The following is a 24011-nucleotide window of genomic DNA, read 5'->3' as shown; positions in this document are numbered from 1 at the left end:
TATGAGACAGCCTCTTTTTTTTAGTTTCTTTTTCGAACCAAACTGTCAGCAGGGTAGGTAGCTTTCAAATAAGCCATTTGCTCTTTGGCCCAGTTTATTAAAATTTCCCTCTCTTCGTCTGATAAATTTGCTTCGGGATGTAATCCGAAATTGGTATAGGAATCTAATGGCATTTCCTTTTCTTCCATTACTTCGACTACCTCCTCCAATTTATGATATTGAATTGCCAATGGACGATTGGTAAATTCAGAAAAATTCAGGTGTCGCTTGCCATCTGTTACATGACTATTCAACCAATAGCCTACAGGTTCGATCTGACTATACCAAGGATAAATGGTTTGATTGGTGTGGCAATCATTACAGGCATTTTTAAAGATGGTCTGCACATTGTCTGGTATGTTATAGCTTTTTGAAATATCAAACTCGTAATTGGCAGACTCATTTTTTTCATAAGGAATGAATTGAATAGCAATGAGTATAATCAAAATTGCTATGCTTATTTTCTTAATCATGGTGTTGGGTGTTTTAATTTTTCAGAAATATAAGACTATGAAGCGTTCATTTCGAAGATTTTGGATGAAATCTCAATCCGTCAATCACTAAACATAGCCCTGCTTGAAATACAATCAGAGCAGCGGTTCCATACCAAAACCATTCATTTCCGGAAAGCTTTTGCAATCCTGCATCAATCGTCATTGAGAGACCAGTTCCCGTGAGAAGCAGACCCAATACAGATTGGATTAACCAGCGAGTGTATAAATTTTTCATGAAGCTAATTTTATCATTTATCTTAATAAAAAAAGCCCTTTCGAATGCTGTCGAAAGGGCTTAATTAGACTTGAAATCTAAACTTCAAATCCTTTTCTATACTGTCTGCCAACAAATTGATTGGCTTCCTCCAGATTCGTGATTCGCATATTTTCGCCGTCCCAGAGTAGTTTTTTTCTGGCAAAAAACTCCATTCTACCCTGGCTGTTTTCCTTTCGAAGCATATAGCTTCGGATGGCCAAATTACCCATCAATACTGTTTCTGTCATAGGACCTGCATAATCAAAGGATGAAGTCAAGCCTTGGTGTTCTTTGCTGCCAAACCCAGCTTTACAGGCTTCGACCCATAGTCTCTGATGGCCATATTCTCTTTCAAAACCTTCTTCAGACTGTGGTCCCATTTCTGTGGTTCCATCATTGAGGTAGAGTTTCGGCATCAATGGGGATGAATCATTGATATTGGTGGAAATGATTCCTTTTTCACCAATAATTAATACTCCATTTGCAGAATTTGCTCCTCCAATATCCTCATTGGCAGGAATGATGTCAGGATGTGAAGGGCGGATACCTCCGTCGCTCCAGGTCATTTCAATTTTTGACTTACTTTTTGGAGTAGCGTCAAAATGCAAGGTGATGAAAGAGGACGCAGGGCATCCCTCAGGATGGTAATCCGGAGTCCACATTTGACTAAATACAGAGCCTACACTACATTCTGCATCGGTTGGGTATTTCAATCCTAAAGTTCTGAACGGGATATCAATTAAATGACATCCTACATCGCCCAATGCGCCCGTTCCGTAATCCCACCAACCTCTCCAATTGAATGGATGAAGGTTAGGTGTAAATGGAATCTCAGGAGCTGGCCCTAACCATAAATCCCAATTAAGCGCATCCGGCTTCGCTCCTGGCTCTGCTTTGGGGAAAGCTCCTCCTTGTGGCCAAACAGGTCGGTTGGTCCAAACCTGAACTTTGGAAATAGCACCGATTTTATCTTCATCTATCCATTGCTGCACCAGCTTCAATAGGGGGTTGGAACCACCTTGATTTCCCATTTGGGTAACTACCTTCTGGCTTCTTGCCATTTCTGTCAGCATTCTGGCCTCACGGATATTATGGGTCATGGGCTTCTGCACGTACACATGCTTATTTCTCTCCATCGCATATTTGGCTGCAGGGCCATGCACATGATCTGGGGTAGAAATGGTCACAGCATCTATTTCAGGCATCTTATCCAGCATTTCCCTGTAGTCGGCAAAGAGCTTGGCTTTGGGGAAATTATCAACTGAACGTTTGGCTGAGCCAGCAAAATCTACGTCACAAAGAGCGATGACTCTTTCTCTTCCTCCTACAGAAGCAAGTTCTATATCGCTGGCACCTTTTCCTCCGGCACCTATTGCTGCCAATACCAGTTGATCAGAAGGAGCTGTAAATCCAACTCCTCCCAGTACATTTCTAGGTACTATAAAAAAAGAAGAGGCAATGGCTGCATTTTTAATAAACTCTCGCCGGGACTGTCCAGAACCGGTTTTTTTAGGGTCTTTCATGGGTTGGTTAATTGAGGTTTAATAGTTTAAAATTGATTGGAGAATCTGAATTTAAGGCTTCTTGAATATTATTGGCAAAGTTTATTGTTAATCGGTTAAATTTTGGGTTGGGATTTTATTCCACTGCGGTAGCCTTCCTTTTGGGAGTAAAAGCCTCAAATGGATAAGCTCTTGGTAAAACTTCTACTCCGGAAGACACTTTGAGCGGACTCTTACCTGTATAAGAGAGCTCTACAAAATACGCTCTATACCCTTCATTCGGCTCTTTCATCATAACTTCCAATTTTCCTGAAGCAGGCATGCTGATTTCTTCGGCTACCCAATTAGGCCCGAATTCATCTATTCTAAAATCTCTGGAAAGGGGATTGAATGCTGACCAAAGTTTTACCGATGTTGGTAAATAGGTACTGTCAGTTTGAATGAGGATCTTATCCTCCTGAACCTCCCAGCTATAAGTGGGTCTAGGTGTTTGGTTCAAAACTGAGGCATAGAAAGAAATCAAATTTGGCAGGGCATCAGATTCAGATAAGTCATGGCCGAAATTGGGAACATATTGCACGTGCTTTTCTCCTTTCAAGTCATTCCAATAAAACTCCCAACTGTCAGGCTGAAAAAACTGATCTCCCGCGGCATTGATTAGAAGTTTTGGAATAGTCAGTTCATCGATGAAAGAATAAGGCTCAGTTAACTCTAATAGTCTTCCAAATTCCGGAGTACCCATCCAGTCCATGATTCCTTCCCGCACATAATCATTGACAGCCGGTGCCCAATAACCATAATTTCTCCAGTGATGTGCAAAGGAGGGCTCCAAGTTCAGTAGATCTATCACAACCGGAGCTATAGCAATTACCCTTGAGTCCGTGGCAGCCGTTGTCCAGGTGGTCCATCCTCTTTTAGATGCTCCAGCTACAAAATAGTTGTTGATTTCCTGCTGATAGGTATCTTTTGCCACTTCAGATACAGCATCCATAGCCAATTTTACTGCTTTTGTCATGGGAAATCTGACCAGCCAAATAGCATCTTCATCTTTTGCTCCACCCTCCAAAAATTTCCTCCAACCATATGCAATAATTGCATCTTCATATCGCTCTCCAAATGAATCATTCGCGAAGGTCAGAGGCTGAAAGGGGATGTTGTGAATTTGCGCTGTGATGGAGTTTGTTTGCTTTGCTGCTTCCAAAATAAGTGGAGGAGCCTTAGTAGGAAGAGGAGTATCTCTTGCCCCGCCACCTATCCACATCATGCCGGTTTGATGTTCTACCTTTTTTGGAACCACAATAGAAACCCAATGCCACCATTCAGTTTCATCGACTAGACTATCAGCCAACCAATGCTGGGAGTACATTTTTAAGACATGGTAATCATGGTCTGATTCGGAGCTGCTATGGACGATTTCGTATCTAAAAGTTGGATCAGGAGCTTGAACATAATCCCGAAGTAAATTTCCTGAAGAAATCGGACTTGATTTCTCTTCTTCCTTGGGACTTTGACAGGAAGCTAAAATCAGGCTTGTCAAGAAAAGTAGGGAGAAAATGCCTGATACTCGTAAAGTGCAGATTTTCATAGATGTAGGCTATAGGGTTTTGTTTCAAAATCTAATAATTTAATGGCATTGCTACAATGGCAAGGGGATAAATCCTTTATTTGTAAGCTCAAATTTTATGTTGTTATGCTTAAAAAATCAACCTTCCTGCTACTTGCAGGATTCTTTATTTCGCTTTTTGTTGAGGCACAGGTACTCAGGTCTCCAGACGGAAATTTCCAAATGGAATTTTCTCTTACCGATAAGGGAGAACCTAGCTATCAGCTCAATTTCAAAAATAAGCCGGTGGTGCTTTCCAGTCTTTTGGGCTTTGATTTGAAAAATGATGAGATCGACTTGTTGAGGGGATTTCAGATCAAAAACTCAGAGACCTCATCCAAAGATGAAATTTGGAATCCAGTTTGGGGAGAAGAAAGCCAAATCAGAAATCTTTACAATGAATTTTTGGTAGAGTTAGAGCAGACAGAAACCGGCAGAATAATCAAAATCAGATTTAGACTTTTTGATACTGGACTGGGCTTTCGCTATGAGTTTCCTGTTCAGGAAAACATGGGACACTTTGTTGTTCAGGAGGAAAGAACACAGTTTGCAATGGCGGGAGATCATACGGCTTTTTGGATTCCGGGAGATTATGATACCCAGGAATACGATTACATGGAGTCCAAGTTGACGGAAATCAGATCTTTGATGGAAGAAGCCATTACTCCAAATGCTTCCCAAACTCCATTTTCAGATACAGGGGTGCAGACAGCCTTGATGATGAAGTCAGCCGATGGTTTATATATCAATATTCATGAGGCAGCTTTGATAGATTACCCTGCTATGCACTTGGATCTAAACGATCAAGACTTAGTTTTTGAAAGCCACTTGACGCCCGACTCTCAAGGCAATAAAGGTTTTTTGGTCACTCCTGCTCAAAGCCCTTGGCGAACAGTTATTGTGGGTGAAAATGCTGCAAAAATTCTGGAATCCCGCATCACTTATAATTTGAATGAGCCTTCCAAAATTGAAAATACCTCTTGGATCAAGCCTATGAAATATGTGGGAGTTTGGTGGGAAATGATTACCGGACAAAGTAGCTGGGCATACACCGATGAGTTAAAAGCGGTCAAATTGGGTGTAACTGATTACTCTCAGGTAAAACCCAATGGCAAACATGGTGCTACCACTGCAAATGTTAAAAAGTACATTGATTTTGCAGCAAAACACGGATTCGATGGAGTACTTGTGGAAGGCTGGAATATTGGATGGGAAGATTGGTTTGGCAATTCCAAGGACTATGTGTTTGATTTTGTGACTCCCTATCCAGATTTTGATATAGATGCTGTGAGGGATTATGCAAAAACGAAAGGTGTGCAGATGATCATGCATCATGAGACCTCTTCTTCCGCCAGAAATTATGAGCGACATATGGATGAAGCCTATCAGTTGATGAAAGACTATGGATATCCGGCGGTGAAGAGTGGCTATGTGGGAGATATCATTCCAAGAGGAGAATATCATTATTCCCAATGGCTAGTCAATCATTACCAATATGCCATAGAAAAAGCTGCTGAATACCAAATCATGGTCAATGCGCATGAGGCCGTAAGACCGACAGGGGTAGCGAGAACCTGGCCTAACTTGATTGCCAACGAATCAGCCAGGGGAACAGAATACCAGGCTTTTGGCGGTAGCAAAGCAAATCATGTGACCATTTTACCATTTACAAGACAGATTGGAGGGCCAATGGATTATACTCCGGGTATTTTTGAAATGGATGTTTTCAATGGATCCCATGTCAACAGTACTTTGGCTAATCAATTAGCCTTGTATGTAACCATGTACTCACCGCTTCAAATGGCAGCAGATTATCCTGAAAATTATGACCGTTTCCCTGATGCATTTCAGTTTATCAAAGATGTGGCTATAGACTGGGAGAAAAGTTTGTATTTGGAGGCAGAACCTGGCTATTACTTGACTATTGCTAGGAAAGCGAAGGATTCCGGCGATTGGTTTGTCGGAAATGTCAATGGAATGGCAGGAAGAACAGGGCAGGTAAGTTTCAATTTTCTGGACCCATCCAAATCTTATATAGCGGTAATTTATGCGGATAAAGCAGACGCCCATTTCAAAAGCAATCCACAGGCTTATGAAGTCAAAAAGTTTGCTGTGGATGCTAAATCAGTTCTCAAACAATTTTCCGCACCGGGTGGAGGATATGCTGTTCACATCCAGGAAGCTACAAAAGAAGAGTTGAAAGGGTTAAAAAAGTTGAAGTGAAAAAATAATGGCCGTTCACCGGTATTTTGAATCAAATATTTTACAAAAGCGCGAATTCAGTTCGTGCTTTTTTGTTTTCGAGACCACTTTGTACAAAGAGAGTTCCAACTAATAATTATTTGGTAAAGCTATGAACAAGTGTTATTTTCATAAAAAGATGGATTTTTAAACATGAAAAGGCAATACATTATTTTTACCCTTGTCCTAGTTGTTTTGATTTCATGCAAAAAGGACGAAGAAACAGAACCGATAGGCCTTCCTTTGGTAAGTTGGGAGGTTAAGGAAGTAGATATTAATTATTCAGGTCCATATTCAGATTATCTATTTTTGAATGAGAAGAATTTCTTTTTTTTAAGTAATTCACTTTTAAAATCTACAGACGGAGGAAGAAATTTCTCCCAGCTAACAGGTAATTTAACTTCGGTGAATAGGAGAGAATTAGCAGTTCTGGATGAGAATCATATTTGGGTGGCCTTGGATAGTTTGGATGAGGTAAATAGAGAGGTGGTTACTAATTTTTTACGGAGTACCGATTCTGGTGAAAATTGGGAAAAATGGACTGTAAGGAATATCCGATTGGATGAAATCTCTTTTATTTCACCTACCAAAGGCTTTGCATTTGGAGTTCAATTTATACCTGGACAAAATGAAGGAATTAATCAATTATTCGAAACAAAAGATTCTGGAAAAACCTGGTTAAATGTGGAGGAGGTTGAACTGAAAACCACCCTGTCAAAGATCGTTTGGCAAAATTCAAATACAGGTTATCTTGTTGATTTGTCTGCTCCTATTTACATTACGGAGGATGCCGGTGAGACTTGGGGGTTTTTAGGAAGGATTGCGGAACCTACAGATGTTTTCAATTATGCGATAAATGAAAATCAGTTTTTTGTCTTTAGAAATAATGAAACCCTTCGCCTGGATAGATTAACGGGTAAAATTCAGAAAGTTGCAGATCATCCTCTACAAATAATCAGTCATAGAGGAGATGATTTATTAGGGGTATTGCTATTCGATGCCTGCATGATTGTTAGCCCATGTACCAGAAGGTGGGTGACTTCAAATGATTCAGGAAGAACATGGTCAAAAAAAATAATTGCACCCTACGAGATAGGTTATAACTTTTCATCACAACAATTGGGGCCTGGAAAGGCAGTATTTCTAACCCCTAGTTTTACCAGTCCATTGATATTTGTTACTAAAAGGTAGTTTTAAGATTTACTTTTTTCGAAATCTTTTAAAAAGCACTTAAAAGAAGAGGGAAGGATTTCGATAGGTTAATTCAATGATTATTTTTCTTTAGATTATTTCTAAATAGCTTGTTTAGAATTAGTCTAATTAATAGGTTTGTGTCGTTAAATTAAAATCAACAGCATGAACCATAAATTTGTACTCAGTTTTAGTCTGGTTTGCCTGATGGTAATCAGTGCTTTAGGACAAACAGCTACTATCAAAGGGAAGGTTACCACCTCAGATAACCAAGGTGTAGAATTTGTCAATGTTGGAATTAAAGGTAAGTCCAAGGGGGCAAGTACCGATCGTTTTGGAAACTTTGAAATCAAAGGAATAGAGCCTGGAAGGCTGACTGTGTTTGCTTCTTTTGTAGGTGCAGAAAAGCAGGAAAAAACAATAGAATTAAGTGCCGATCAGGTTTTAACCTTGAACTTTCAGCTTCAGCAAAGCTCTACTGATCTGGATGAAATAGTAGTCTCTGATCAATTTTCGAATCGATTTTATGAGGATAGTGCATTTACAATAGCCAAGCTTCCACTCAAGGACTTGGAAAATCCCCAGGTTTATAATTCAATATCCTCCAAGCTTCTCAAAGAGCAAGTTGCTACCAGCGTGAATGAAGCGATGAAAAATGCTACAGGTGTGACCCGACTTTGGGAATCAACCGGTAGAGGGGGCGATGGTACCGAGTATTATAGCATGAGAGGATTTTCTGTTCAACCTACTATGGTCAATGGACTACCAAGCGTGAATAATGGAAGTTTAGACCCTGCTAATATAGAATCTGTAGATGTGATCAAGGGGCCATCCGGTACGCTCTTTGGAAGTCCTTTGATTTCTTATGGAGGTCTGATCAACATTACCACCAAAAAGCCCATGGATCAATTCAAGGGAGAATTAGGGTTTATAACGGGAAGTTTTGGGTTAAACAGGTTAACTGGTGATGTCAATATTCCCTTGACAGCTGATGCTGCGATGAGAGTTAATACTGCTTATCAATCTCAAAATTCATTTCAGGATGCCGGAGGAAGAAAATCATTTTTTATAGCTCCTTCTTTCCGATTAAAGGCAAGCGAAAAGCTTACATTTTTAATTAATACTGAGTTCTTAAATGCAGAATCAGTCAATGCGCCAATGATATTCTTAAATCGAAATGCCCCATTATCATTTGAGAGTATTGATCTTTTTGAGCAAAATTATTTCCGCTCTTTTACCAGCAATGAATTGTCCATCAGAAATACATCTTATGCCATTCAGGCACAGGCCTTCTATGAGCTTTCACCTAACTGGACTTCCCAAACTGTGCTTTCCAGAAGTTCCACCAAGACGGATGGATACTATCACTATCTCTGGGATCAGACCAATGGAAATGACTTCGTTCGTTTTATTTCAGATCGAAATGGGCAAACCATCACCACAGATGTGCAGCAAAATTTCATAGGGGAATTCAACCTTGGCAGTTTTAAAAACAAAACGGTAATTGGCCTGGATTACTTTCAATCCAATGTCTTGGACGGAAGCACTGCCTGGAGAGCCAATGGAATGATTTCTCTAACAGAAGGAGCCGATACGGGTGATTTAACCCGTGCTGGAGTAGATGATATTTTGAAAGGAACTTTTGTAGGAAATTCCTCAGCGCAAAATCAGGTCATCAGTGCTTACATTTCCAATGTCACAGAACTGCTTCCTCGCTTATCAGTAATGACCAGTTTGAGAGTTGATAGATTCAGTGATCAGACTGAAGGGGTTACGGAGGAGGAAAGAAATGAACAAACTGCACTTTCTCCCAAATTTGGGATCGTGTATCAACCCTTAAAGGATAAGGTTTCCATTTTCGGAAACTATATGAATGGCTTTGTCAATGTCGCGCCCGCCCAAGTGAGTGATGCGGACGGTTCTAATCCGAGAATACGGACTTTTGACCCAGAACAAGCCAATCAGTTGGAATTCGGCGTGAAGACCAACCTGTATCAAAATAAGATTTCAGCAACTGCAAGCTATTATAATATCCTGGTTAAAAACCGGGTAATGGCTGACCCAAACAATATTAATAACTCTATTCAGGGAGGGGAAGTGGTAAGTAGAGGCTTTGAATTTAGCTTGATTGCCAATCCTCTGAGAGGCCTGAACTTGGTGGCAGGTTTTGCAAAAAACCATTCCGAAGTAACAGCAGACAATCCTGAAAATGGCTATTTGGGCTTAAGACCTGAGCAGGCTGGACCAGATCAGTTGGTGAACTTTTGGGCCAGCTATACTTTGACACAAGGATCTTTGAAAGGATTAGGACTAGGATTCGGAGGAAATGCTGCCAGTGAGCATTTGACACTGAATAGGGCCAACACTGGAACCTTTGCACTTCCAGCATACCAAGTGTTGGATGCATCCATCTCTTATACAGGTTCTCAGTATTTGTTAGCCTTGAAAGTCAATAATCTGACAGATCAAAAATACTTTACAGGTTGGTCGACAGTGACTCCTCAAAGTCCGAGAAATATTTCTTTAAGCTTGAATTATAGATTCTAATGCATCTTAAAAAATGGATTGGTAAAATTCACCTCTGGCTCGGATTATCTTCCGGGCTAGTGGTGTTTATAGTTGCGGTCACAGGCTGTATTTATGCCTTTCAATCTGAAATTCAGGATTTGACCCAGGAATATCGATTTGTAGAGCCTCAAGATAAACCGGTATTATATCCTACCGAAATCTGGGAAAAGGCTGATCAGGCATTACCGGGAAAGCATCTTCATGCAGTGCTTTACCCAACTGCTGAAAGAGCTGCCCAGGCTATTTATTATAGTTTTGAAGAGCATTACTATTACTTTGTTTATGTCAACCCTTACACTGGAGAGGTATTAAAAGTAAAGGATGAGTTTGCAGATTTCTTTAGGATAGTGCTTGATGGACACTTTTACTTATGGCTTCCGCCAGAGATCGGTCAACCAGTGGTTGCTGGGTTTACTTTGATCTTTTTAGTCATGTGTATTTCCGGCTTAATCCTTTGGTGGCCTAAATCGAAACAGAAAAAATCCCAAAAATTCAGTATTAGATGGGGTGCCAGATGGAGAAGAAAGAATTATGACCTGCATCAAGTGCTTGGATTTTACGTCTTGACTTTTGCCCTAGTTTTTGCATTGACTGGACTGGTTTGGGGATATACATGGTTTAGAGATGCAGTTTATTTTGCCAGCACAGGTGGTAAAGATTATCAAGAGTATTATACCCCAGTGTCTGACTCCACACAGGTTGCCACAGATTCCCTTCCTGCATTGGATAGAGCTTGGCTCAAAATGAGAGCACTTTATCCCAATGCTGAATGGATTGAAGTTCACCCTCCTGAATTTGAGCATGCTTCCATTGCGACCAATGCAAATCCCGATGCCAGCACTTATTGGAAAATGGATTACAGGTATTTTGACCAATACACTATGGAAGAACTTCCGGTTGATCATATTTGGAACCGCTTTCCAGAAGCATCATTTGGCGATAAGTTGGCAAGGATGAATTATGATATTCATGTAGGAGCAATAGGAGGCTTGGCTGGAAAAATCCTAGCCTTTTGCCTCAGTGCAATCATAGCTTCTTTGCCAGTTACAGGATGTCTAATTTGGTGGGGGAGAAAAAATAAGAAGACGAAAAAAGCCAAACCGATTAATAAAGAAGATGCAGTAATGGCTTAGAAATTTTGGCTCCAAGGCAAAATTTTAAAGATTATTTCCTGATACTGATTTCTCTCATAGAGTATGCCCAGCTTGTTTTGATCGAGTTTTACCAGATCTGAATAAGCTGTCCAAGGTAGTAGAGCAGAATCTCCGGTGTAGTCGACAGGAATGATATGGTCCCAAGTTTGGCCTTCATCATAACTGATTTTGATAGTCAAATAATTGCGTTCTTCCGTATCTGCGGCGTTTGAATGTGCTAAAATGGTTTTACCTTCTCTTTCACCTATAGACAAAATAGATGCCTGACAAACGGGATCTGGCAACTGATCTTCAAAATGCACATTCTCCCATGTTTGCCCTCCGTCTGAGGAATAGGCCAGAATCCTCTGCCGGATATCACCACGTTGATTTCGGATGCTCATGATCATCCGTCCATCGCTTATTTCTGCTGCGATAGATTCATTTGAACCGGGAATATCTACGGACTCAGATAATGAAAAACTGTTGCCATGATCATCTGTGAAAAAACCGTGGGCTTGATACTCTGAAAAATTGTCTTGCGGGTCTCCTTTGGAATGATTGGCTGCTATAAAGATTCTTCCCTTGTAAGGCCCTTCTTGAAACTGAAATGCATGCCCCGGAGTGTTGGCATAATGTCTCCAATCTTCCGGGTTTTGATAGGCAGGATTGAAACTTGGATTATTGGGTTTGTGAACTTGCAGGGTGATGTTTTCTGGAGTTTCCCAAGTTCTTCCCAAATCGTAAGATTTCATCATCCAAACTTCCCGCACCCCCTTATTCATCCGAATATCATATTCATGATTATTTCCGGTATTGTAAAAAAGGATGATGACTCCGTTAGGGTAATTGGGATCAAACATGTCCACAACAGTAGCTGGGTTTCCAGCCTGTAAGCTGTCATAATCCACCAATGTTTGAATAGGAGACCAGGTATGTCCACCATCCAAGCTTCTTTTCATGACCAGGTTGATATCCCCAAAGTCATCAGTTCCATTCACTCTGCCTTCTGCAAAGGCCAATAAATCTCCATTTGGCAAAGAAATAATGGCAGGAATACGGTAGACGGCATGACCTTCTTGACCTGCCTCGAAAACCGGAATTTCCTGACAAAATACGTGTTGAATAAAAAATGAGAGAAAAAGAAAAAGAGCAGTTTTCTTCACAATCTAGGTTGTTTTGGGTGAGTCAAATTTAAATGAATTTGCGAGATAGAACTGTCCAAGGTAAGCCATGGCCTCTTCTTTTAAGTAATCGTATTAAATTTTATATGCTGTAAATGAAAGTATTACGATTAATTTAAAATCTTTATTTAGATTTTTTCCAAATAAGTATTGCTTGAGATTTCGTCCGCATTTACATTTGCATCATTATTTTAAATCAATCTAGATAAAGATAGGAGATGAGGTTCGTTTACAGTTTATTGATTTGCAGTTTGCTGTTTTCTACAGAGCTTTTCGCACAGAAAAACTTGATCAAAGGAAGGATTTCTGACGAAAATGGAAATCCGGTTCGTGGTGCTTCAATTGTTTTGGAAGGAACAGTGAGAGGGGTTCAGTCTGATTTAAATGGCAGATATGAGCTGAAAGATTTTCCAAAAGGAAATTACACCCTTATGGTGAGTTTAGTGGGATTTCAAACTTGGTCTGAAGAATTCTCAATTGGAGAGCAGGAGACCAAAGAGTTTGATATCACGCTTCAAGAGGGCGATTTGCTTTTATCAGAAGTTAATGTTTCCGCAAGCAGGGGGATCTTAGGTCAAGAGAACCTTCCTGAAGTTTCTGACTTCAGAATCAATGCGGGAAAGAAGAATGAAGTCATTAAAATAGGAGAGATCAATGCCAATTTGGCGATGAACAATAGCCGTCAGATTTTTGGTAAAACTCCAGGAATGTCCATCTGGGAAAATGACGGATCAGGTATTCAGTTGGGTGTAGCCTCCCGAGGCTTAAGCCCTAATAGATCTTGGGAATTCAACGTCAGAATGAATGGCTATGATATTACCCCTGATCCTATGGGATATCCTGAGGCTTATTTTACACCTCCTATGGAAGTGGTAGAGCAGATTGAAATCATTAGAGGTGCATCTTCTTTACAATATGGCCCTCAGTTTGGTGGCTTGATGAATTTTGTCTTAAGAAAGCCGGATAAATCTACCCGTTTCACTGCTGAGTCAATTAATACAATTGGAAGCTATGGGCTTTTCAGTTCTTTCAACTACATAGGAGGAACCGAAGGAAAATGGAATTACACAGCTTATTATCAAAAAAGAAGGGGTGATGGCTGGAGAGAAAATGGATTTTTCAATACAGATCATGCTCACTTAGAGGTTAATTATGCTGCCAGCAACCGTCTGAAGTTGGGTTATGAAATGACCTATATGACCACAGAGACTCAGCAACCCGGAGGCGTTACTGATGCACAATTCGAGGAGGATTCCCGTCAAAGCACCAGAAGTCGAAATTGGTTCAATACTCCTTGGTTTATTCCTTCCCTTTCCGCAGAATACATCGTGTCACCTAGCACCAAGTTAAATTGGAAGGCATTTGGAACATTTGCTGAAAGAAATTCCGTAGGCTTTATGCGTCCGATCAATCAGGAGGACGATTTGGGTAACCGCCAGGTGGATAGAGATTTCTACACTACCTACGGAACCGAATTGAGAATGAGTACCAACTATGAGCTGTTTGGCCAGGAACAGACTTTGATCACAGGATTCCGATATTTCAATGGTGCAATTGACAGAAGGCAGCTAGGAACAGGCACTGCTGGCTTTGAAATGGATTTCTCCGTGCAAGAAGGAGACTTCAGAAGACAACTGGACTTCAATAACATCAATACAGCTGCATTTGCAGAAAATGTATTCAGGTTCAATGATAAGTTTCTCTTGACTGCCGGTCTACGCTATGAAAATATCCGCTCTAATATGGAAGGTCAGCTGAATTTGACCAACGGAGTTCCTCAAACTTTAGAGCCGATTACCAGAACTCGAAACTTTGTACTGTTGGGTTTGGGAGCGGAATACCATGTCACTAAGACTACAGAGTTTTACACCAACTTCTCTCAGGCATATAGGCCGGTATTGATTTCAGATTTGACTCCTCCGGCTACAACGGATGTGATTGATCCAAATTTGCAGGACTCCAGAGGATATAATTTTGACTTAGGCTATAGAGGTTCAATTTTCCCTTATGTCAAATTTGATTTGGGATATTTCCAACTCAACTATCAGGACAGAATTGGAACAATTGCCCAAAGTAGACAAGATGGAAGTATCTATCAATTCAGAACCAATCTTGGAAATTCAATCAGCCGTGGATTTGAAGGCTATGTGGAATTTGATCCCGTGACGGCAATTTTTGAAAGTTCTCGATTTGGATACCTGCACCTTTTCGCTTCCTTGGCCTTTATTGACGCCACTTACGGAGATTTTGAAGTGACATCTGTGAGCAATGGAGAGATTGTAACAAGAAATCTGGAAGGAAACCAAGTAGAAAATGCGCCGAGAAAAATCAATCGATTTGGTGCAACCTACAACCTGGGTAAGTTCTCCATGACTTGGCAGTTGAGCGATGTTGGAGAAGCTTTTTCTGATGCATCCAATACGGTTGAACCCAACGCTACCGCTACAGTTGGCTTGATTCCAGCCTATCAGGTTCAGGATCTATCTGCCTCCTGGAATGTTTGGAAGCAGCATTCTATCAAAGCGGGAGTTAATAATCTAACAGATGAAAGATATTTTACCCGAAGAGCGGGGGGATATCCAGGGCCAGGTATTATGCCGGCAGACGGAAGAACCTTTTACTTGACTTTGGGATTGAAATTCTAATTTCTAATTCATATTCAAATAGCCACTTTGGGAAACCATGGTGGCTTTTTTATTTAAATGGAGAGTGTTCTGAAAATAAGTTTTTTAGATTTATAATTCAACAATGAACCCAGCATTGAATTTTATGAAACAGCTCCAAACCTCCTTTTACTTTCTTTTAATCCTGATTTGTATTTGTTCTTGCAAGACTGAAGAAGAACAAAAAGGCCCTCCCAATATTGTATTCATCATGTCAGATGATCATGCATATCAGGCTATTTCCGCCTACAGCGATCATTTAATTGAAACCCCCAATATTGATAGGATTGCAAAAATGGGAATGCTTTTCACCAATGCTACGGTGACAAATTCCATCTGTGCACCTAGCCGGGCTACTATACTGACTGGCTTACATTCCCATTTGAATGGAAAAGTTGATAATTATTTTCCTTTTGACACTACCAATGTTACATTCCCTCAACTCTTTCATGAAGCCGGTTATCAAACTGCCATGTTTGGAAAACTTCATTTTGGGAATAATCCAAAAGGATTTGATCAGTTTAAAATTCTACCCGGACAGGGAGTTTATTATAATCCCACATTTATTACCAAAAACGAGGGTAAAATAGAAGTGGAAGGCTATGTTACCGATGTAATCACTGATATGACCTTAGATTGGCTTCAGAATGAAAGAAAGGCCGATCAACCCTTTATGTTAATGTATCTGCATAAAGCTCCTCACAGAGAATGGGCACCTGCGGGAAGGCATTTAGAAGAGTTTACTCAGAGGACATTCCCTGAACCGGCTACTTTGTTTGATGACTACTCCGGAAGAGGGAGGGCTGCCAAAGAAGCGGAAATGAATTTGCTCAAGCACATGAACTGGGCAGGTGACTCTAAGATTTATCCGGAAGTATTGAAAGAACTGGGTATTCCACCGACTTCGGACTGGGACTGGAGAGCGTTGGAAAATGAAATTGGAAGAATGAATCCTGAGCAAAGAGTAACTTGGGATAAATACTATAGACCTATAGCTGACTCCCTTAAAAAGACTTATGCATCCATGTCAAAGGAAGATTTGATGAGATGGAGATATCAGCGTTACATGCAGGATTACTTGGCTACCATCAAAGCTGTTGATGAAAACGTAGGTCGAGTTTTGGATTATTTGGAAGAGAATGGCTTGATGGAAAATACCATCGTCGTTTACACTTCAGATCAGGGCTTTTATCTAGGAGAGCATGGTTGGTTTGATAAGCGATTTGTCTATGATGAGTCTTTCAAAACTCCATTGTTGGTGGCTTGGCCGGGAAAAGTTAAGCCAGGGACCAAGTCAGATGAGATGGTTCAAAATCTAGACTTTGCTCAAACCCTACTCGAAGCAGCAGGAATTCCGGCTCCTTCACATATGCAAGGTGAAAGTCTGTTGCCTTTACTCAAGGGTGAAAATGAAAAATGGACCAGAGATGCAGTATATTATCATTATTATGAATACCCATCTGTGCATATGGTTAAAAGGCATTATGCGGTAGTAACCAAGGAGTACAAGCTGACGCACTACTATTATGATGTGGACGAATGGGAGTTAATTGACAGGATCAAAGATCCTAAAGAACTCCAGAATGTCTATGATGATCCAGCTTATGCTCAAGTGAAAAAGGAGCTACATCAAAAGTTAGATGACTTGAGAAAAAAATATGGAGATAACTCTGAGATTTCTCAGCGATATCTGAATGAATACTTGGATCACCTGGAAAAGACCCAACAGTTTGGTGGGGGAAATAAGGAGGTGACTAAGCAATTGTTGGAAAATAGGAAAAAATGAAATTCCATTCTTAGACTTTAAATACTTAAATGTTAATAAGCCCAGAACTTAATTTATCTGGGCTTTTTCTTTTTACCTGAAAAAGGGAGCTGCTTTTTTGGCTATTTGCTTTGAAAAATCCTATATCCCCTCAGTTAAACTGAAAATTCAAAAAAGTATGGCAGTTTCTTAATCCATAAAAGTAGCTCCCAAATAAAATATTATTAAGCTTCCTCAAATTGATTTTCAATTAATCTCTGGAAGGATTATTAAAAAAGACAGCTAATTGAAGAATGATTAGCCTCCTAATCAATTAAAATTGCATGATTTTCGGGTGGCCTACTCGATGAAAATCAAATTATATTTCCCAAATGGGTTTGGCCCTTGATCACTTCTACGGCAAGGTGTTTGAGACTCTTGGAGGTTAGCATAATATCAATTTCTTTACGGACCTTTACTACTTCGAAATGAAGTGGGCAGGGATTTTTTTCTGAGCATTTATGAAGCCCCAAGCTACATCCCGAAAATAGCTGATCTCCATCCACGATTTTGACCACGTCTTTCAAATTGAAATTTGCATGGGATTCATCTGCAAAAAAGCCTCCATTAGGGCCTTTGATTGATCCCACAATCTTGGCTTTTGTGAGATTCTGTAAAATTTTGGCAGTAAACGCCTCAGGAGCACCTATTTTTTGGCCAATTTCCTTAGCACTAACCTTCCTGTCTTCTAGACTTTGAGTCCAAATGTAAATCACGGACTTAATAGCGTACTTAGTAGCTTGGGAGAACATATTGGATAATTTTATCCGAAATATAACCTTCACTTATTAAAGGAAAAAAGCCGGAAGTAGCAAAACCCCGGCCTTTCAAGAAAAACCCTAACAAAATTCTTAAATAGTCTCCTATTTTGGAAGTAGGACTTGGTCAATGACGTGGATGATACCATTGGATGCGGTGACAGTACCGATAATTTTTGCTCCATTAATGGTAACCGTTCCATCTTCGGTAACTGTGACGGTGACTGATCGGCCATCTGCTGTTCCAAGATTCCTGGCATTTACAAAATCACCGGGTTTGTAAACTCCCAGTAAAACATGGTATTCGAGGATGTCTCGGAGTTTTCGTTGATTCTCTGGTTTTACTAGATCATCTAGAGTACCGGCGGGTAATTCATCAAACGCGGTGTTGGTGGGAGCAAAGACTGTAAATGGTCCAACATTGGTCAAAGCATCTACATAGTCTGCGGCTTTCAATGCCGCGACAAGTGTGCTGTGATCCGCAGAGCTAATGGCTACTTGTACCACATTAGGATTGGAAACATCGTCCACAACAGCAGATTGTCCAGGCCCCGGAGCAGACTCAGCGGTAGAAGTTGTGCTATCTGTGGCCTGACCGCCACAAGACCAGGCGGCCAGGGCCAGAAACAAAGAAGGGAGATAAAGCAACTTTTTCATAGTGAAGAGAGATAAGAATTTGGATCTTTTTGAAAGTTGAATGCTTAAGGTTATTAAATCATCAGTTAAATGTAAATCCCATAAAAATAAAAGACAAATAAATCCTTTATTATTTTTTAAAAATCTTAAGAAAATTTATCTCAATATATATTAGGCTATTTTAGCGAGATAATTTTATCCTATTTAATAGGTTGATTTGCTAGTATTCTAGTAAGAAAATGCATTCAGAAATTAATTTATTAGCTTATTTTTTAAATGATTGAGTAAGACAATCCTCGATCCTCGGGGCGACTATTTAAATTGAGATCTTTTGAAATCGAGCAAAAGAGGGTGATAAGTTCTTGATGTGATAAAAATTGATGTCCTAAATCTCGGATTCCCTAGAGTAGTTTGAAAATATATCATTTACCTTCTGAAAACTTGGTTTACGACTTGGGATCCTGAAAATAAGCTCAATGAAGTATCTTTTTCCTGCCTTCTCTGTAAATTTTGTTGCCAGATTGGCTGGAAGTACCACCTTTCATTATTTTCCCGATAATGATTCCTGCCATCAGCACAAACTGAATCAAAATCAAGTATCCATTCGCTACTCCTAATACTTTGCGCAGCTCATATTCATCGAGGATACTAGACACAATTCTTCCCAAAAGACTAAGCTGAAAACCGGTCCAAGTGATCCAAAGAACCGGATGATAAGGGGTCTGCCGGATCCCGAAAATTGTAGGGAAAATAATCGGAGCATGTGCCCAAATCATGGAAAAAGTAAATCCCAAAAAGAAGGTGTGAAGGATCAAGTCGTAGTATAAGGAGTGATTTCCCAATCCCATTAAAATCAAGCCATGGATCCCCAGCCATAAATATCCGACCTGTAATCCAATCCCGATATAGCGGAATTGGGCAGCTTTGCGGGAAGCCACCTTTGCCATGTCAAAAACCAACAACCATGCAGCAATCAATAGGGCTGAAATTCCCATAATCTCATTGCCCCAAGCGTGAAAGGGAACGATCAAGCCCACCGTGAATAGGGCAAGGAGGGATTTTAAGGCGTTTTGTGACCAGGACGGGACTGGTAAAAACTGGCTCAATTCAAGCCGTTCGCCCACAATAGTAAACAGGAGGAAGCCAATCCACCAAGTACTTCCCGCCGCAATCAATCCGGTCTGCCATGCAAGAAAATTGCCGATAAACCAGGAGACAGCGCCTCCATACAGCAACGCGGAGTGGAATTTTGGGTGCTTCAGGGTTTGCAGGTGCATAATCAAGCTTAGCCCGAGAGACCCTGTGGTCAATAGGATCAAACCGACTTCAGAGAGGCCAAGGAGAAAAGCGAAAACTGAAATCCCGGTAAGGAAAGGAATCAAAAGCCATGTTTTTTTTGCCATGACCATGGCCCGCTCCAGAGAAATCAAAGTTCCCAAGAATCCACCCGTCATAATCAATCCATGTTGACTTGCGGCTTCGATAAGGGGGATCGCGGGGTAGCCAAGCCTGATCCAGCCTCCGGATATCCCGACCACCAAACCCAAAAGAATAAAGGGGAGCAGGTAGAAGGCCTTGAATGGGGTGGGAATCATTTCTATCAATCAGTTTATGCTCTGGTCAGGCTTCAAGGAAATGGCTTCGGGGAATAAGATATTATGCTCCAAGTGCATATGCTTCTGAAGATTTACATCAAATTCCTGAAGTAATGCAAAGGCTACTTTGTAGGTATTGCAGGCATAGGAGGGAGGATTGTAATCATTTGAAAGTCTCCGAATCTCTTCCAAACACGCTCCTTCTTGAGCATGATCCTCCATTAATTGGTAGATCAATTCTCGGATTTTCCGGAAATTTGGGCTCAAAAGCAGTTTTTTTCTCTCTTCGTCTGTGTAAATCTTGCGGATGAACGGAAAAACTATCAGCTCTTCCTGTTGTAAATGTCTTTTTAAATCTTCGGTGGAATCTTCAAAAAGGGCTTTGATTTTTTTGAGCTGAGGTTCATGGGCGCCGTGAACCTTGACGACTCGCTTTAGGAATTTCCGGATTAGTGGAATCCGTTCCCGGAGCATGGCGTGATGCTTATTTTCAATATAGTTCGCCAATAGGGTTAAAGGCCAACTTTTGTAATCGAAGTGATCCTCAGCAGGTTGGGTGAATGCTTCAACAAGTTTTTCAAACAAAAGCTGGGGGTCTATCTTTTTCTGAGTGCATGCCTCCTGAATTGTCTGATCTCCTTTGCAACAAAAATCTATTCCGAAAGTCCGGAATACCAGAGCAGCTCTGTAATCCCTTGAGACTATTTCGCTTATGGGTAGTTCTGCGATATTTTTCATATAATAAAGGATATTGTTATCCTCTTTTTAAAGTTAAGAAAAGGGACGATGTCCCGAGTTCATTTGTAAAGTTACAAATCTATTAAAAAAAGATAAAAAAGTCCTTTAATAATTTTCTCAACTTTTTATCTCTAAGACTTAAGATCAATGGATTTCTCTTGAGAGATAACTTTTTAATTTTGCAGGTGAAAAATCATTCTGAATTCATTAGCATATAAAATTCTAGGTATTTTTTTTGAAAATAGTCATTTAAGACTAAAATAAAAGCTTTTTGATTAGCCAACTTCATAGGGTAACCAATTTATTTTTTCAAAAATGAATGGAGGGTACCTTGTTTCGATAAAAATTAATGATAAATATCATGCTGGGATCTGAGGAATATTAGTTCAGATTTTTTTCAGTTGGCTCGCTTTTTATTCAATATTAAAGGATAAAATAATCCCTTAATAAGATGAAATATGGAACAATATGTAATCAAAAGAAATGGAGAATATGAGCCCTTTGCTTCCTTTAAGATTGAAGACGCCCTGAAAAAAGGCTTTCATAGTGTATCCGAAGTCTATGATTCGGTAGTTTTTGATCGAATTCTCAGAAATTTAGCTTCCAAGACCACTTGGGCGGTTGAAGAGATTCAGGATTTGATCGAAAAGGAGCTTTTTCAGTCGGGTTACTTTCAGGTCATGCGGTCCTTTATGCTCTACCGTCATACCCGAAAACTCCAGCGTGAACATGTGGCTGGACTCAACGATGACACCACCTATGTGGACAGTACCCAGACAATCGAAGAATATATCCAGCAGACTGACTGGCGGATCAATGCCAACGCCAATACTTCCTACTCCAATGCCGGCTTGGTCAACAATGTGGCCGGAAAGATCATCGCCAACTATTGGTTGGACAAGGTTTACAATAAGGAGGAAGGCTATGCTCATCGCAATGGGGACCTACATATTCATGATCTTGATTGCTTGACGGGCTATTGTGCAGGGTGGAGCTTGAGGGGCTTACTCAATGAAGGATTTAATGGAGTCCGGGGTCGGGTTGAAAGCCGTCCACCCTCGCATTTTCGTGAAGCCCTGGGACAAATGGCTAATTTTCTGGGTATCCTCCAAAGTGAATGGGCAGGAGCACAGGCGTTCAGTTCTTTTGATACCTATTTGGCACCTTATGTATTCAAGGACCAGCTCAATTATAAGGAGATCGAGAAAGCCATTCGTTCTTTTGTCTATAATCTCAATGTTCCAGCGAGATGGGGTCAATCGCCTTTCACCAATGTGACACTGGACTGGGTAGTTCCCGAGGATCTGAAAGACCAGATGCCGACCAAGAGTGACCTGCATCTATTCCAGGGGATCGATTCTGATTTGTTGATGGAAAAGGCGAGAAAGCGGGGAGTGAATTCCCTGGAAGAACTTACTTACAAGCATTTCCAACCCGAAATGGAGCTGATCAACAAGGCTTACTACAGGATTATGACCGAAGGAGATGCGAATGGGCAGCCTTTCACTTTCCCTATTCCTACGGTCAATATCACCGAAGACTTTGATTGGTACGGACCCAATACGGATTTGCTGTTTGAAAATACGGCCAAAATAGGCTCTTCTTATTTTCAAAATTTCATAGGCAGTCAATATACGGTGGATGAGAATGGTCAAAAGATAGAAAACCCCAATGCCTACAAGCCCAATGCTGTTCGGTCGATGTGCTGTCGCCTTCAACTCGATTTACGGGAGTTGCTGAAGCGTGGAAATGGACTCTTTGGAAGTGCCGAGATGACCGGAAGTATCGGGGTGGTGACGATCAATATGGCACGCTTGGGATATTTATTCTCCGGAAATAAGGCTGGACTTTATGAGCGATTGGACTACCTGATGCAGATTTCCAAATCCACTTTGGAAAAAAAGCGGGTTTTCATCCAAGAAATGTACAACCGTGGGCTCTATCCTTACACTCAACGATATCTGAAGCATTTCCGAAATCACTTTTCGACCATCGGGGTGAATGGTTTGAATGAAATGATTCTGAATTATTCCCAGGGAAAAGAAGATATCACCGGCGACTTCGGACAAAATTTTGCCGCTGAGCTCCTCGAATACATTCGAAATCGCATGAAAGAATTCCAGGAAGAAACCGGCAACCTTTATAATCTCGAGGCTACCCCGGCAGAAGGTACCACTTACCGATTTGCGAAAGAGGATAAGAAACGCTTCCCCGAAATCATCCAAGCTGGAATGGAGGAAAACATTTATTACACCAACAGCTCCCAAATCCCGGTAGACTATACCGATGATCCTTTTGAAGCCCTGTTGCTACAGGACGAACTCCAATGCAAGTACACCGGAGGTACCGTGCTGCACCTGTACATGAGGGAAAAAATCTCTTCGCCTGAGGCTTGTCGCCGCTTGGTGAAAAAGGTGCTTTCCAACTTCAAGTTGCCTTACATCACCGTCACTCCGGTATTCAGTATTTGCCCGGTACATGGATACCTCAACGGCGAACATGAATACTGCCCGCATTGCGATGAAGATCTACTCAAATCACTTAACCAAAAACCAATAAACTATGCAGACCAGCACTGAACCGATCCAAACCAAAGCGCTACTCGATCAGCATGAAGAAAAGCGCACCAAATGTCTCGTGTACACCCGCGTGATGGGCTATCACCGTCCCGTGGAGAGTTTTAACATCGGAAAAAAAGGTGAACACAAGCAGCGCACCCATTTCGTCGAATAGGCTGGAAAAGGGGAGACCTGTCTTCAGTATCTCCCCTTTCACTATGCTGGATTTTCCGGATCGCACAGCTTGCATCCTTTGGTTTGCCGGCTGCAACATGCGCTGCGGCTACTGCTACAATCCCGAGATCGTCCTTGGCAAAGGCAAGCTGAGTTGGGATCATGTCAGGGAATTTCTGCAAAGCCGCCGTCACTTGCTGGATGGGGTGGTGTTCAGCGGAGGCGAATGCACGATACATCCTCAGTTGATTCCATTTGTCAGGGAGGTGAAAAAGATGGGGTTTGAGGTGAAAATCGACACCAACGGCAGTCGGCCTGAGGTAATTGGACAGCTAATTACCGAAGATTTGCTGGACTATGTGGCCCTTGATTTTAAATCTTTACCGGAAAAGTATTGGGAAGTTACCCGCTCTGATTTGTTTTTGGCTTTCGAGAAAACATTGGAAATCATGGTCTCGTCTTCTGTTCCCTTTGAGGTTCGGACTACAGTTCATTCTGAGCAATTGAGGACATCCCACCTTGATGTCATGAACACCTGGCTAAGGGGGAAAGGCTATTTCGGGAGCTATTACTTACAGCCTTTTCGGGGAGATAAGCAGACTCTTGACAATTTGGGTGAGAGCAAAAAGCCAGGATTAAAAAGCAGGGTGGGGGTGTGGAGGAATTGAATGATGGATTTATGAAGAGATGCCAGATGAGCAGTATTCATAAAAATACCTGCCTTTTTTTATTCACTTGGTAGTATGATCGCTTCAAATATTGAAATGTTTTCCGCAATTCCTTCCCGCTCCTAACATTTGAAAGATGTTTTTAATAATGATGGGGCACATACAAATGAGGTGAAATTCAAGAAATAACTTTTTAAACCGAATTT

General features: G+C 41.0%; 18 protein-coding genes. 9 read left to right on the top strand and 9 right to left on the bottom strand.

The genetic code is table 11. The features are described 5' to 3' along the window. Nucleotides 1–20 precede the first annotated feature (20 nt). The 4 genes from B2906_RS18920 to B2906_RS18905 form a co-directional block, all read right to left on the bottom strand. Entirely contained in the window at nt 21–512 is a 492-nt protein-coding gene (locus B2906_RS18920) for a heme-binding domain-containing protein (RefSeq protein WP_286942432.1), read from the bottom strand. 46 nt (nt 513–558) lie between these two features. Next, entirely contained in the window at nt 559–768 is a 210-nt protein-coding gene (locus tag B2906_RS18915) for a hypothetical protein (protein WP_286942430.1), read from the bottom strand. Between the two features lie 77 nt (nt 769–845). After that, nucleotides 846–2312, bottom strand: coding sequence for a Gfo/Idh/MocA family protein (locus tag B2906_RS18910; protein ID WP_144605802.1), 1467 nt, complete (start codon nt 2310–2312; stop codon nt 846–848). A gap of 115 nt (nt 2313–2427) precedes the next feature. Then, on the bottom strand, nt 2428–3876 hold the full coding sequence (locus B2906_RS18905; RefSeq protein WP_286942426.1) for a PhoPQ-activated pathogenicity-related family protein: 1449 nt from the start codon (nt 3874–3876) through the stop codon (nt 2428–2430). Between the two features lie 105 nt (nt 3877–3981). Between B2906_RS18905 and B2906_RS18900 the strand changes: the two genes are divergently transcribed. The 4 genes from B2906_RS18900 to B2906_RS18885 all read left to right on the top strand — a co-directional run bounded on the left by B2906_RS18900 (nt 3982) and on the right by B2906_RS18885 (nt 11027). Further along, nucleotides 3982–6117 (top strand): glycoside hydrolase family 97 protein, encoded by a 2136-nt coding sequence (locus tag B2906_RS18900; protein WP_286942423.1) that lies wholly within the window; start codon nt 3982–3984, stop codon nt 6115–6117. A gap of 171 nt (nt 6118–6288) precedes the next feature. Then, nucleotides 6289–7326: a hypothetical protein gene (locus tag B2906_RS18895; protein WP_286942421.1), complete on the top strand. Its 1038-nt coding sequence runs from the start codon at nt 6289–6291 to the stop codon at nt 7324–7326. 165 nt (nt 7327–7491) lie between these two features. Next, nucleotides 7492–9873, top strand: coding sequence for a TonB-dependent receptor (locus B2906_RS18890; protein WP_286942418.1), 2382 nt, complete (start codon nt 7492–7494; stop codon nt 9871–9873). Then, complete coding sequence (locus B2906_RS18885) at nt 9873–11027, top strand: PepSY-associated TM helix domain-containing protein (RefSeq protein ID WP_219956596.1); 1155 nt, start codon at nt 9873–9875, stop codon at nt 11025–11027. Before B2906_RS18890 ends, B2906_RS18885 begins: the two co-directional genes overlap by 1 nt. Here B2906_RS18885 and B2906_RS18880 read toward each other — a convergent pair. Then, nucleotides 11024–12193, bottom strand: coding sequence for a sialidase family protein (locus B2906_RS18880; protein WP_219956595.1), 1170 nt, complete (start codon nt 12191–12193; stop codon nt 11024–11026). The genes B2906_RS18885 and B2906_RS18880 overlap by 4 nt on opposite strands. Before the next feature lie 236 nt (nt 12194–12429). On the opposite strand from B2906_RS18880, the gene B2906_RS18875 reads away from it, so the two are divergent. Next, a complete protein-coding gene (locus B2906_RS18875; protein WP_219956594.1) occupies nt 12430–14856 on the top strand; it encodes a TonB-dependent receptor in 2427 nt (808 codons plus the stop codon). A 124-nt stretch (nt 14857–14980) separates the two neighbouring features. After that, on the top strand, nt 14981–16660 hold the full coding sequence (locus B2906_RS18870; protein WP_219956593.1) for a sulfatase family protein: 1680 nt from the start codon (nt 14981–14983) through the stop codon (nt 16658–16660). A 332-nt stretch (nt 16661–16992) separates the two neighbouring features. Here the strand turns inward: B2906_RS18870 and B2906_RS18865 are convergent, their stop codons facing one another. From B2906_RS18865 to ric, 4 genes are all read right to left on the bottom strand, one after another. Beyond that, entirely contained in the window at nt 16993–17430 is a 438-nt protein-coding gene (locus B2906_RS18865; protein ID WP_091649239.1) for an RrF2 family transcriptional regulator, read from the bottom strand. Nucleotides 17431–17541: 111 nt separating this feature from the next. Next, nucleotides 17542–18093 carry a fasciclin domain-containing protein gene (locus tag B2906_RS18860; RefSeq protein WP_219956592.1) on the bottom strand — a complete coding sequence of 184 codons (552 nt, stop codon included), beginning with the start codon at nt 18091–18093 and terminating at the stop codon, nt 17542–17544. A 452-nt stretch (nt 18094–18545) separates the two neighbouring features. Next, the gene (locus B2906_RS18855) at nt 18546–19667 is read right to left on the bottom strand and encodes a hypothetical protein (protein ID WP_219956591.1); all 1122 of its coding nucleotides are present in this window, start codon (nt 19665–19667) and stop codon (nt 18546–18548) included. A gap of 9 nt (nt 19668–19676) precedes the next feature. Beyond that, on the bottom strand, nt 19677–20405 hold the full coding sequence (gene ric, locus B2906_RS18850) for an iron-sulfur cluster repair di-iron protein (RefSeq protein WP_219956590.1): 729 nt from the start codon (nt 20403–20405) through the stop codon (nt 19677–19679). A gap of 458 nt (nt 20406–20863) precedes the next feature. Here ric and B2906_RS18845 point away from each other — a divergent pair, with 458 nt between their 5' ends. The 3 genes from B2906_RS18845 to B2906_RS18835 are packed head-to-tail and all read left to right on the top strand — an operon-like array spanning nt 20864 to nt 23805. Then, nucleotides 20864–22984: a ribonucleoside triphosphate reductase gene (locus B2906_RS18845; RefSeq protein WP_219956589.1), complete on the top strand. Its 2121-nt coding sequence runs from the start codon at nt 20864–20866 to the stop codon at nt 22982–22984. After that, a complete protein-coding gene (gene nrdD / locus B2906_RS18840) occupies nt 22968–23138 on the top strand; it encodes an anaerobic ribonucleoside-triphosphate reductase (protein ID WP_139217417.1) in 171 nt (56 codons plus the stop codon). The genes B2906_RS18845 and nrdD overlap by 17 nt, the downstream gene beginning before the upstream one ends. Further along, nucleotides 23104–23805: an anaerobic ribonucleoside-triphosphate reductase activating protein gene (locus tag B2906_RS18835; RefSeq protein WP_255590367.1), complete on the top strand. Its 702-nt coding sequence runs from the start codon at nt 23104–23106 to the stop codon at nt 23803–23805. Before nrdD ends, B2906_RS18835 begins: the two co-directional genes overlap by 35 nt. The last annotated feature ends 206 nt before the right edge of the window (nt 23806–24011 follow it).

The sequence above is a fragment of the Algoriphagus sp. UBA3586 genome, assembly GCF_002376385.1.
Classification (GTDB): domain Bacteria; phylum Bacteroidota; class Bacteroidia; order Cytophagales; family Cyclobacteriaceae; genus Algoriphagus; species Algoriphagus ornithinivorans.
This window is presented reverse-complemented; position numbering and strand designations above follow the sequence as displayed.

Bases quoted from the DNA above. Each gene is read 5' to 3' on its own strand.
- B2906_RS18895 (WP_286942421.1), top strand. From the start codon at position 6,289: ATGAAAAGGCAATACATTATTTTTACCCTTGTCCTAGTTGTTTTGATT.
- ric (WP_219956590.1), bottom strand. From the start codon at position 20,405: ATGAAAAATATCGCAGAACTACCCATAAGCGAAATAGTCTCAAGGGAT.
- nrdD (WP_139217417.1), top strand. From the start codon at position 22,968: ATGCAGACCAGCACTGAACCGATCCAAACCAAAGCGCTACTCGATCAG.
- B2906_RS18845 (WP_219956589.1), top strand. From the start codon at position 20,864: ATGGAACAATATGTAATCAAAAGAAATGGAGAATATGAGCCCTTTGCT.
- B2906_RS18860 (WP_219956592.1), bottom strand. From the start codon at position 18,093: ATGAAAAAGTTGCTTTATCTCCCTTCTTTGTTTCTGGCCCTGGCCGCC.
- B2906_RS18870 (WP_219956593.1), top strand. From the start codon at position 14,981: ATGAAACAGCTCCAAACCTCCTTTTACTTTCTTTTAATCCTGATTTGT.
- B2906_RS18885 (WP_219956596.1), top strand. From the start codon at position 9,873: ATGCATCTTAAAAAATGGATTGGTAAAATTCACCTCTGGCTCGGATTA.
- B2906_RS18910 (WP_144605802.1), bottom strand. From the start codon at position 2,312: ATGAAAGACCCTAAAAAAACCGGTTCTGGACAGTCCCGGCGAGAGTTT.
- B2906_RS18890 (WP_286942418.1), top strand. From the start codon at position 7,492: ATGAACCATAAATTTGTACTCAGTTTTAGTCTGGTTTGCCTGATGGTA.
- B2906_RS18915 (WP_286942430.1), bottom strand. From the start codon at position 768: ATGAAAAATTTATACACTCGCTGGTTAATCCAATCTGTATTGGGTCTG.
- B2906_RS18905 (WP_286942426.1), bottom strand. From the start codon at position 3,876: ATGAAAATCTGCACTTTACGAGTATCAGGCATTTTCTCCCTACTTTTC.
- B2906_RS18875 (WP_219956594.1), top strand. From the start codon at position 12,430: ATGAGGTTCGTTTACAGTTTATTGATTTGCAGTTTGCTGTTTTCTACA.
- B2906_RS18920 (WP_286942432.1), bottom strand. From the start codon at position 512: ATGATTAAGAAAATAAGCATAGCAATTTTGATTATACTCATTGCTATT.
- B2906_RS18855 (WP_219956591.1), bottom strand. From the start codon at position 19,667: ATGATTCCCACCCCATTCAAGGCCTTCTACCTGCTCCCCTTTATTCTT.
- B2906_RS18865 (WP_091649239.1), bottom strand. From the start codon at position 17,430: ATGTTCTCCCAAGCTACTAAGTACGCTATTAAGTCCGTGATTTACATT.
- B2906_RS18900 (WP_286942423.1), top strand. From the start codon at position 3,982: ATGCTTAAAAAATCAACCTTCCTGCTACTTGCAGGATTCTTTATTTCG.